Source organism: Bacillus cereus group sp. MYBK30-2 (genome assembly GCF_051915945.1).
Classification (GTDB): Bacteria; Bacillota; Bacilli; order Bacillales; family Bacillaceae_G; genus Bacillus_A; species Bacillus_A paramycoides.
In genome coordinates this window covers 2,102,385-2,112,945 of the sequence record NZ_JBQAFR010000001.1, presented here as the reverse complement: position 1 = coordinate 2,112,945, position 10,561 = coordinate 2,102,385, and the positions used below count along the sequence as shown (strand labels likewise).

Sequence of the window (10,561 nt, the reverse complement as noted above, 5' to 3'; positions counted from 1 at the left end):
GGGCGCGATATTATTTTACCTTTCCTATAATAAATGCTATATTAAAAAATGTTACTTATTTTTTGTATGTAGCGTTATTTTTCCATTTTGTTTGATTATGAAGAAAAAGGTTAAACTAAATAAGAACATTTTCATTGAAAAATTGTTCAAGATTGCATACAATCAATATAGTTTTTAAATTCCTATCAGAATACTTGGAGGATCACGGTTATGAAAAAATTATTTTCAGTGCTTGCAGTAACTACATTAGCAATTGGGATTGTAGCGGGCTGCGGCAAAGAAGAGAAAAAAGATACAGCTAGTCAAGATGCGTTACAAAGGATAAAACAAAGCGGTGAACTTGTAATTGGAACAGAAGGTACATACCCACCGTTCACATTCCACGATTCAAGCAATAAATTAACTGGATTTGACGTTGAGCTATCAGAAGAAGTTGCAAAACGTTTAGGTGTAAAGCCTGTATTTAAAGAAACACAATGGGATAGCTTACTTGCTGGTTTAGACGCAAAACGTTTCGACATGGTTGCTAACGAAGTTGGTATTCGTGAAGATCGTCAAAAGAAATATGACTTCTCTGAACCATACGTTTCATCTTCAGCGGTATTAGTTATTGCGAAGGATAAAGATAAACCTGCTACATTTACTGATGTAAAAGGATTAAAAGCAGCACAATCTTTAACAAGTAACTATGCAGATATTGCTAAGAAAAATGGTGCGGAAATCACTAATGTAGAAGGCTTTAGCCAAGCGGCAGAATTATTAAACACTGGCCGTGTTGATTTCACAATTAATGATAAGTTATCAGTATTAAACTACTTAGAAACGAAGAAAGATGCAAAAATTAAAATTGTAGATACAGAAAAAGAAGCATCACAAAGTGGTTTCCTATTCCGCAAAGGTAGCGACAAGCTTGTACAAGAAGTAAATAAAGCGTTAGAAGATATGAAAAAAGATGGTACGTACGACAAAATAGCGAAAAAATGGTTCGGTGAAAATGTATCTAAGTAGTGCATTGGTCTCAGATCGATTGTCTACATGGGTAGATATTATGCAGTCTTCCTTCATGCCTATGCTGAAGGAAGCTGTGTTTACGACAATTCCATTAACGCTTGTTACGTTTATTATCGGTATTATACTTGCGACGTTAACAGCGCTCGCGCGTATTTCAGGTAGTCGTATTTTACAATGGATTGCTCGTATCTATGTATCTATCATTCGCGGAACGCCACTTCTTGTACAGTTATTTATTATTTTCTATGGTCTTCCAACTCTTAATATTGAGGTTGAGCCATATACAGCAGCAGTTGTTGGATTTTCATTAAATGTCGGTGCATATGCATCTGAAATTATTCGTGCTTCTATCCTTTCAATCCCGAAAGGGCAGTGGGAAGCAGCTTACACAATTGGGATGACATACCCGCAAGCATTAAAACGTGTTATTTTACCACAAGCAACGCGTGTATCCATTCCGCCGCTTTCGAATACATTTATTAGTTTAGTGAAGGATACTTCATTAGCATCGTTAATTTTAGTAACAGAAATGTTCCGAAAAGCGCAGGAAATTGCGGCAATGAACTATGAGTTTTTAATCGTTTATTTCGAAGCAGGTCTTATTTATTGGGTAATTTGCTTCCTATTATCTATTGTGCAACAAATATTAGAAAAACGTTCTGAACGTTACACTCTAAAATAATCCTTTCATAAAAGGAGTTTTTGTTTTTATGATTTCAATTCAACGTTTACAAAAAAGTTTCGGAGATAATACCGTACTAAAACATATAGATTTATCAGTTGAGAAGGGCGAAGTTGTTGTTATTATCGGGCCATCTGGATCTGGTAAAACGACATTTCTACGTTGCCTCAATGTGTTAGAAACACCGAACGCTGGTAGCATTCGCATCGGTAATAAAGAGCTCGATTTCTCTAAAAAAGTATCGAAGAAAGATATTGTAAATCTTCGTACGCAAACAGGTATGGTATTCCAGCACCATAATCTATTCCCGCATTTAACAGCACTTCAAAATGTAATGGAAGGGCTCGTTACAGTGAAAAAGATGGGGAAAGAAGAAGCGAAGAAAAAAGCAAACTACTTCCTCGAAAAAGTTGGTCTTGCGGATAAAGTAGATTTATATCCGTTCCAATTATCAGGCGGACAACAACAGCGCGTCGGAATCGCTCGTGCACTTGCGATGGAGCCGGAAGTTTTACTATTTGATGAGCCAACGTCAGCGCTTGATCCGGAACTAGTTCAAGAAGTTTTAAAGGTAATGAAAGAACTTGCTAAAGAAGGAATGACGATGGTCATTGTAACGCATGAAATGCGCTTTGCTCATCAAATTGCGAACCGTGTTATTTTCATGGATGGCGGTGTCGTTGTCGAACAAGGTACACCAGAAGATGTATTTACAAATCCAAAAGAAGAACGAACGAAGAAGTTTTTACAAATGTTGCAGTAAATAAGAAAGGTCTCAGGGCATATGCCCTGAGACCTTTTTGCCATATATATTTATTTTTGGAATCCGCCAAGGCTTTGTTCAGCCATTGCAACTAAACGTTTTGTAATTTCTCCACCAACAGAACCGTTAGCGCGAGCCGTAGAATCTGCTCCTAATTGTACACCAAATTCTTGAGCGATTTCGTACTTCATTTGATCGATTGCAGCTGTTGCTCCTGGTACTACTAATTGATTGTAAGAACTTTGGTTTGCCATAGGAATATATCCTCCTTAGAGTGTAAAAGTTTTTTTGGTTGGACTAGCTGGAGTTGAACCAGATTGCCGCCCCGTTTGGCGCTAATCCATCGGTAATTAAGTTTGTACTCATAGTATGGATGTTACCTAGAAAGATATACAAAATAATAATTTGTAAATTTTGTAAAAAATCTTCGCTATTTTGTAAATTATGAAATAAGAGTAATCGTTGTATTTTTAAGAAAGAAGGCTAAACTAAGAGCAATATCATATGAGTGTTTTTTCTTTGTATAACCAGCTTGGCTTACTTAACTTATGATTTGTTAAAGTGAGATAAATTACAGCTTAGTAATATAAAAACTAAAAAGGTATCAACTTCGTATTTCTGTTTTAACCCAGGAGGGGGCAGAAAAAGGAACTGACCGATCCTATGCATGGCTAGATGCTCTCTTCAATCTAAAAAAAGAGGCTTTTTACAGGTTTTTAAACGATAACGTATGGAGGAATAGCGATGGGAATTTGCCCGCTTTGCAACGCACTAGAATCACAAACATATTCTTGTCAAAATTGCCAAGGTGTACTCCAAGATTATGGGAAAACTGTAGATTACTTAGATAATTACAGTGCATATATGGATCAGGAATTATTAAGTGCGGTAGACGGTTTAACAAATAATAATTCACAAGAGTATTGCAATCATGTGTTTTATTGCGGAGTATGTAATGTGGAAACGGAAGTTGTAGTGAAGCTCATATAAAGTGAAACTTTAATCAGTGGGGTTTTGTTCATCCCCCACTGATTATCAGCCCTCACCAATCGGGCGTTTACGGGCAGCCCGACTCCCACCTAACTTCCTCGCATTCTCCGAATTTTGAGGTGGGAGTCTTACTGCCCGCAAATAGCGGGATAAATAGAAAACTTCCACCTTATGAGTGAGGTGGAAGTTTTTGTATTTGTGAGTTAATCATAGGGGAAGGGATATTTTCGGTGTTTGACGAGGGCTCTGATTTTATTTGAGACATTTTTTCTTTCGTGTCGCGCAAAGAATGTTCAGTTAAATAGATGGCATATTCATAAAATAATTGGCGTGTAAGTTCACTTTGTTCTTTTAACTTTTCATCTTGGAATACAGTTCGCCCAGGTTTAGAATTTGCTTCAAATAGCCATGGTTTTTCCATCGTGTCTAAACCGATATCAAAACCGATTTCGCCAATGTTCCCGGTTACTTGTTTATCGAGTGCATAACTTATTTGTAAGGCTGTTTGTTTTAATGTATTTTCAATTTGAACTTGCTTTGTTGAATCAGGAAAAAGTTCCTGAAGTAATTTTGTATCACCACCGCTATTTACATGAGTTGTTAAGCTACCTTTGCCAGCGATTTTGGCGACAATTGCACTAACTATCCAATTGCCAAAATGGTTTTTATTTGTATGGATGCGAAAATCGACGGGTTGCCCTTCGAAGCGGAGCAATGAGATGCCTTGCTGTACGATAAAATTTTTTAAATCATGTCCTTTTAACACATGGTTAAGAAGTGCTTCTAATGATTGATACTTTCTTAGTTTGTTTTGGTCATTTTCACGATAACGACAATAGTAGCGATTCTCTGCTTGAGAATAGAGTATTTGATGAATATTTCTCCCGAAGCTACCATGTATCGGTTTCATATAAATATACTTATACGTACCAAGAAGTCGTTCTACTTGTTCAAAATGTTGAAAAGCTTCTGTTTTTGGCAAGAATGGTTTAATCGAATTTTCTTTCATTAGGAGTTGATGAACTTCCCATTTGTTGAAAAACCCTGGATTAAACCATGGGATTGCATAATCGCTTTCTAATCGTTTCTTTGCTCTCACGATTGGTTTGTAAGTTTCTGATTGGCGATTTGGTAATCGGTCGTAAATGACATTCGGTAAAGGGACTTTGCTTTTTACCCATCTTTCTTCTTGATAGAAGTACCCTTCAATTGTTTCTTCTTCCCAATTTATATGTTGAACGCCAAAGACAAATACAAATGGTCGCAATGTGAATGGTAGTGTTAGTAACTCACCGAGAGAAGTTGAACGATTTCCTAAAGGAGTATTGGATTCATCGTTAAAACCAGTTGTGAAAATCCCGATTAATGGACCAAAAATGATTGTTTGATTTTGTGTGAGTGCATGGATTGTCGTTGAATCCGGTAGTAAAAGTTTGTCTGCAATGTGTTTTCCAATAGTGATTTCGCGAGTGAATGAATAATGAATTTTAATATCTTCACATGCGATATAACGTATACCAAAGGAAAGGGATGTAATCGGTGGTGTAATAGAAAAAACGTAAGGTAAAGTAATACTATTTGGATACTCATCTGAAATGTTTAATGTATATACGTGCTCTTTCAACAGAGTTTCTCCTCCTTTCATTATGGTGTGAAACGGCTAAACTTTAATGGACCATGAAAAATTTGCTCAGCTAACTGATCGTTATATTTGGTGTAAATTTCGTATGACGGCATCGTATTGACGTACATAAGCCAAATGGCCCCTTTCTGATCCATAATGGTAGAAAGTTCTAGTTCGAATAATGAAGAATATGACTGATCAAGTGTTTGAAAAACTTCAGTTACAACGTCATGTAAAGCATCTTTCAATAATTGAACGCCAGTTGAAGAAAGTAAATATTTAATTTTAGAAAATGGATGTAACATAGAACGTTCTGTTGCTGAAAGTAAAAATTGTGCAGGGAATGAACCTTTTTGTATAAATTGACCGAGCACTTCCCAATTCTGCTCTTTATTTTTTTGTATAATGGTTCGAATATGGATTGGATATGATAGTTGATTTGGAGGTTGTAGCATTGGGTGAATCATATAACGGGATAATTGTATGTTAAATTTGCACCATGATATAAATTCATCGGTCCGTTTAAATTGAGTAGAAGTATGATGCTGTTCATTTATTGTATCGATATGAAATGTTTTATTTTTGTAAGTGGCTCGATATACATCTTCATTGGAATGTATATTCAGTGGTCTTATAATAATATCTCTTGTTTCTAGTAGTAATTTGAAAATTCCTTGTACTGTTCCTTTTTTTATTTTTGGTATGTAAGGGGAAAGACGTTTATTAGCAAGAAAAAGATTGTGTAAATCGCTTGGATTAATAAGCGTGTTATTTAAAAAAGTAGTGGAAGAACGTTTGTGTAATGAATGAATAATCGGTTTTGCTTGTTGGAATTCCTCATCCTCTTTGAAATGACAACGATCATATATATATGAAGGAATGGGAAAGGTTTGATCTATCCAATTTCCTGTATCTGTATCGTAAATAAGACCGGAAACAAGATCTGTCTTTGAATCAATGCTAAACGGTGTGAATTGGGCAACGACGTTATGATAAAGTCGAGCTCGCTTAGCGATTTCGGTGTAATACGTTTGCTCATGATGAGATTGAGAAGTTAAAAGACCAAGAACCAACGAAATCACTCCTTTATTAACAAGATGTTTGCATAATAGGCGAAGCTATATATTGCAAATACGTTTTTATACCATTATACTTTTGTCCGTATGACGATATGCTATCGTTTTAGAGAAGTGAAAGGTTGATTATAATGAATATATGGTTGAATATGTTAACAACGACAGGGCTCGGGGCAATTATTGGAGGATACACGAATCATTTAGCGATAAAAATGTTATTTCGTCCTCATCGTCCTATTTATATTGGGAAGTTTCAAGTTCCATTTACGCCGGGGTTAATTCCGAAGCGCCGTGATGAGCTTGCTGTTCAATTAGGGAAAATGGTTGTAGATCACTTGTTAACACCAGAAGGAATCGGAAAGAAACTAACAAATGAAGAGTTTCAAAAAAGTTTAATCCGCTGGGCACAAGTGGAAGTGGATAAAGTAATTACGAGTGAACAGTCGTTACGAGATATGTTAGAAAATTGGAATGTTGCACATGTAGAAGAAGAGGCGACTCAAAAAATCGAACATGTTATTACAGAAAAAACTCATGCATTTTTAGCAGAGTACTATACATATACATGGGAACAAGCATTACCTCAGTCTGTTCATGAAAAAGTAGAGAATGCGATTCCAAATGTAGCGTCTTTTATTTTGAATAGAGGGATTAGCTTTTTTGAAAGTGAAGAAGGAAAGGCACGTCTTTCAAAAATGATTGATGACTTTTTTGCTTCTCGAGGAACGTTGCTTAACTTAGTTGGTATGTTTTTAGGGAATGTAAGTTTAGTGGATCGTGTGCAGCCGGAAGTTATTAAGTTTTTAGGACAAGATGGAACAGGACAACTTTTAACTGATGTACTGCAAAAAGAGTGGGAAAAGTTAAAAGGAAGAGACGTAAAAGAATTAGAAACATTTGTAGAGAAAGAAATGATTGTGAGCTCCATATTGTCAGCAGTTAAAGTAGAGGAAACAGTGAGTAGATTTTTAAATCAGTCTGTTCAGGAAGTATGTGAGCCGGTTCGAGAAACGATCGTTGAAAAAGTGGTCCCTAGCCTGATGCAGAAAGGCTTGAAGTGGGGGACAGAAAACGTCGGAGATATATTGAAAAATCTACACCTTGCGGAAATCGTCCAGCAAGAAGTATCTACATTTTCAACAGAGAGACTAGAAGATCTCGTATTATCCATTACAAAAAATGAGTTAAAAATGATTACATATTTAGGGGCGTTATTAGGAGGAACGATTGGATTTATTCAAGGCTTGTTGCTCTTATTCCTTAAGTAATAAAGGTGGGTACATAGAAATAAAAGTGAAATTTCTTCACATCTCTTGCATAGTTTGATATGGTAAGAAGAGGTGCGGATAAAAAGCACTTAAAAGGCAGTGCGTACGAAAAGCGCTAGCCTTCTAAAGGAGGAAAAATAAAATGACAAAAAACATTCATGATGTTGCATATGAATTACAAAAAGCAATCGCTGAAAACGAAGATTTCCAAACATTAAAAGCAAGCTACGCAGCAGTACAAGGAGATGCAGCTTCAAAGAACTTATTTGAAGAGTTCCGTACAATGCAACTTGGTTTACAACAAAAAATGATGCAAGGTCAAGAAATCACTGAAGAAGATAACCAAAAAGCACAAGAAGTTGTAACTCGCATTCAACAAGATGCAAAAATCACAAAGTTAATGGAAACTGAGCAACGTTTAAACATCGTTATCACTGACGTTAACAAAATCATCATGAAGCCACTTGAAGAATTATATAGCGCGCAACAAGCGTAATGATAGAAGACGCTCCTAATATGGGAGCGTCTTTTTTGTTTAGGAAATGGATGAATTGCATTTTGATAGTCCTTCCACAAAAAATCCCATCCAAAACAGCCTTTTTTAGTGACCATTTTGAATGGGATTATGATAGATTCTACAATTTTTGAATATTTCATCATTTGTTGAAATACTCAGTTTCTATATTCTTTTCCTTCAAAAACTTTTCAATCTCTTTTTGCTTTCTACCATTAACTTTCTCAAAGCGCTTTGTGAAAGAAAAATCTGTCTTGAACAAGTTACCATCTTGTGCGAGTTTGTCTATTTCCTGGTCTAGTTCTACTGAAAGTGCCGTAGACGATGAAATAAATTCATAGATTTTCTTCGAAGGCTGTTTATAATCATCAGGTATAGTATTATTACTAATAAAATCATGGAAATTCGCATCATTTTGCTTCGCTAAATCTATTAGTTTTTGTAATTTTTCTCGATCGGATTCAGTGACATTCTCATCAGTAATTGTTGAAGAAAGTGGAACGATGTTTTCAAATAACTCCCCACTATAATCTAAATAATTTTTAATACTTTTTTTCATTTCATCTTCATTAATATTTTCATTCTTTTTTGAGGAATTGAATATATTTTCTGGAATTTTAATAGTAACATCTTTAATAGATTGTACATCGTCTAATTTATCATCTTGTGCATCGTTTGCTTCATTAGATTGTGCATTGTGTGAACAAGCTGATATAAATAAAAGAGTAAGCAGCATGAGTAGATAAGTATATTTCTTCATTTTAATCTCCTTTTTCATTCATTAGTATCTTTGTAAAACGGCTAAATTCCATTTTAAATACTTTACTAAAAGTGAGTATACATGTTTTATCATTTGGTAAGATATTACAGAGATTAGTAAGCCGATGCAAAAAGCTATGAACACACTATATACATCTGAATAACTGATTTGATGAAACCCTTTAAAAAATCCTAATCCTAGTAATAAGATAGGTGAAATGATTAATAATGGAGTGGCAATTATAAGTGCTAGAAGAATCGGTAATAGAAAGAGTAACAAGAAAAAGGCGATAATGACAAATATAAAGTTCAAAAAACTTAAGCTCATAACAGAAAATATTGCTGTTATAATATTTTTGAGGCTGCGTTTATGATCGGCGTTGCTTATAGCATATGTAACATTAAGTTCTTTAGCGATAGTTTTAGGGTTTCCTAGCTTTTTAGAAATTTCTTCTTCAGACTTCCCATCCTGTTTACCACTGATAAAATGAGTTTCGTACTCCGAGATAATATCTTGTCTTTCTGAATTAGGCAGATTCCTTAGAGAAGAATTAAGTTGTTTTAAAAATTCACTTTTGTTCATTACAATCACTTTCCTTTATAAAATGATTAATCACATCTGAGAATCTTATCTATTTTTTTATAAACAGCACAACCTTTCTACAACTTTTGAAATGGAGATATAAGAATTCCAATTAATGGTTATTCAATTATTTACAAATATACCATTTACTAGTGTTCTTTGCAAGGTACTGTAATATTGTTAATACTATAAATAGATGAAAGTATTGTTATATATTCCTAGAGGGGGATATCTATAACAAGAAGCATAATATGGCCGAGAATCTTTTATTAACCCATAAGTTCGCCACAATTGGAAATATTGTTTTTTCCAATAAGGAATTAATCGACTTATAAATTCTCCATAAATGTCCGTTTGTGTAACTACTTTTATTGAACTCAGCGCGGATGATGAAGTGAACTTTTTTGTTCAGCATTAGGGCTACAAAATTGAACAAAACATATAAATAAAATACGAGGGCACTTCTATTTCTAATTTATTAAAATAGGCTTTATAGTAAGAATTTCTAAAAATATAAAGGAGGGATATGCTTTGTTTCCAGGTACTTTATATGAAACACATGTTAAAACAAAAAATTTAGAAGTAGCAAAAGAGTTTTATACTAAACTTGGATTATTTCATGCTCGCACTATTGAAGAACGCCGTGTAGCATTCTTTTGGTTTGATAAAGAAAATAAGAAGGAACAAATGCTTGGTGTTTGGGAGGTATCAGAAGAAGCATTCCATACAAGTCACTTTGCATTCAAGGTTAACTATGAAGAAATCATCCATGCAAGAGAATGGCTTCTTAATAAAGGAATAAACCCAAGGGCCGCTTTTGGTCTTGAACCTTCCGATCCTATGGTTCATACCTGGACACCTACTGCAAATCTTTATTTTTATGATCCTGACGGCAATTCTTTAGAATTTCTGTGTTTACTTCCTGAAAAGAAAAAAGTAAAACAAGATGTTATGTATTTAAGTGAGTGGGAAAGCTTGGTGAGTGAAGAATAAATTTGATTTTTGACTCAGATCCCGCAAGACAATTTTAAAAGGAACCATAACATTGCTCAAGTGGCAAAGTTATGGTTTAAATCACAAAGATTCTAATGAATAAGCTAATCATTTCGAATATCCTACACTGATAAGCGTTTTTATTTATTATTTTGTAAAATTCCCGGCAAATTTATGGGTAAAGTGACAATATCAGAATGGTATTTTAAGATAAATAAATAATTGTAAGCGCATTCCTTAATGGTTGTCAAAATACTATCAAATTCATATCATTGGAAAAATAATGTATTTGTAATAT

The 10,561-nt window shown here is 34.6% G+C and carries 12 protein-coding genes; 7 read left to right on the top strand and 5 right to left on the bottom strand.

Translation table 11 applies throughout. From position 1 onward, the window contains the following. The first annotated feature begins 210 nt into the window (after positions 1 to 210). Genes ACTFQM_RS10880 through ACTFQM_RS10870 form a run of 3 tightly spaced genes read left to right on the top strand, consistent with a single transcriptional unit; the run spans position 211 to position 2,456 of the window. Positions 211 to 1,008, top strand: coding sequence for an amino acid ABC transporter substrate-binding protein (locus ACTFQM_RS10880; protein ID WP_440034302.1), 798 nt, complete (start codon positions 211 to 213; stop codon positions 1,006 to 1,008). Then, entirely contained in the window at positions 995 to 1,693 is a 699-nt protein-coding gene (locus tag ACTFQM_RS10875) for an amino acid ABC transporter permease (RefSeq protein WP_025150287.1), read from the top strand. The genes ACTFQM_RS10880 and ACTFQM_RS10875 overlap by 14 nt, the downstream gene beginning before the upstream one ends. A gap of 28 nt (positions 1,694 to 1,721) precedes the next feature. After that, entirely contained in the window at positions 1,722 to 2,456 is a 735-nt protein-coding gene (locus ACTFQM_RS10870; RefSeq protein ID WP_002170550.1) for an amino acid ABC transporter ATP-binding protein, read from the top strand. 50 nt (positions 2,457 to 2,506) lie between these two features. Here ACTFQM_RS10870 and sasP read toward each other — a convergent pair whose 3' ends face one another. Beyond that, on the bottom strand, positions 2,507 to 2,710 hold the full coding sequence (sasP, locus tag ACTFQM_RS10865; RefSeq protein ID WP_000013349.1) for a small acid-soluble spore protein, SasP family: 204 nt from the start codon (positions 2,708 to 2,710) through the stop codon (positions 2,507 to 2,509). A gap of 490 nt (positions 2,711 to 3,200) precedes the next feature. Between sasP and ACTFQM_RS10860 the strand changes: the two genes are divergently transcribed. Then, positions 3,201 to 3,446, top strand: a complete 246-nt coding sequence (locus tag ACTFQM_RS10860) for a hypothetical protein (RefSeq protein ID WP_440034301.1) — start codon at positions 3,201 to 3,203, stop codon at positions 3,444 to 3,446. Between the two features lie 169 nt (positions 3,447 to 3,615). Here ACTFQM_RS10860 and ACTFQM_RS10855 read toward each other — a convergent pair whose 3' ends face one another. Both ACTFQM_RS10855 and ACTFQM_RS10850 read right to left on the bottom strand, forming a co-directional pair. After that, entirely contained in the window at positions 3,616 to 5,070 is a 1,455-nt protein-coding gene (locus tag ACTFQM_RS10855; protein WP_440034300.1) for a YheC/YheD family endospore coat-associated protein, read from the bottom strand. Positions 5,071 to 5,090: 20 nt separating this feature from the next. Beyond that, a complete protein-coding gene (locus tag ACTFQM_RS10850; RefSeq protein WP_440034299.1) occupies positions 5,091 to 6,143 on the bottom strand; it encodes a YheC/YheD family protein in 1,053 nt (350 codons plus the stop codon). A 125-nt stretch (positions 6,144 to 6,268) separates the two neighbouring features. On the opposite strand from ACTFQM_RS10850, the gene ACTFQM_RS10845 reads away from it, so the two are divergent. Together ACTFQM_RS10845 and ACTFQM_RS10840 are read left to right on the top strand one after the other, a co-directional pair. Beyond that, positions 6,269 to 7,414 (top strand): DUF445 domain-containing protein, encoded by a 1,146-nt coding sequence (locus ACTFQM_RS10845; RefSeq protein WP_440034298.1) that lies wholly within the window; start codon positions 6,269 to 6,271, stop codon positions 7,412 to 7,414. A 142-nt stretch (positions 7,415 to 7,556) separates the two neighbouring features. Next, on the top strand, positions 7,557 to 7,910 hold the full coding sequence (locus tag ACTFQM_RS10840; RefSeq protein ID WP_002170555.1) for a YlbF/YmcA family competence regulator: 354 nt from the start codon (positions 7,557 to 7,559) through the stop codon (positions 7,908 to 7,910). A gap of 160 nt (positions 7,911 to 8,070) precedes the next feature. Here ACTFQM_RS10840 and ACTFQM_RS10835 read toward each other — a convergent pair whose 3' ends face one another. Beyond that, positions 8,071 to 8,688 (bottom strand): NDxxF motif lipoprotein, encoded by a 618-nt coding sequence (locus ACTFQM_RS10835; protein WP_440034297.1) that lies wholly within the window; start codon positions 8,686 to 8,688, stop codon positions 8,071 to 8,073. Between the two features lie 21 nt (positions 8,689 to 8,709). Continuing rightward, positions 8,710 to 9,270 carry an HAAS signaling domain-containing protein gene (locus ACTFQM_RS10830; RefSeq protein ID WP_440034296.1) on the bottom strand — a complete coding sequence of 187 codons (561 nt, stop codon included), beginning with the start codon at positions 9,268 to 9,270 and terminating at the stop codon, positions 8,710 to 8,712. A gap of 531 nt (positions 9,271 to 9,801) precedes the next feature. On the opposite strand from ACTFQM_RS10830, the gene ACTFQM_RS10825 reads away from it, so the two are divergent. Then, positions 9,802 to 10,263: a VOC family protein gene (locus tag ACTFQM_RS10825; RefSeq protein WP_440034295.1), complete on the top strand. Its 462-nt coding sequence runs from the start codon at positions 9,802 to 9,804 to the stop codon at positions 10,261 to 10,263. Positions 10,264 to 10,561: the final 298 nt, after the last annotated feature.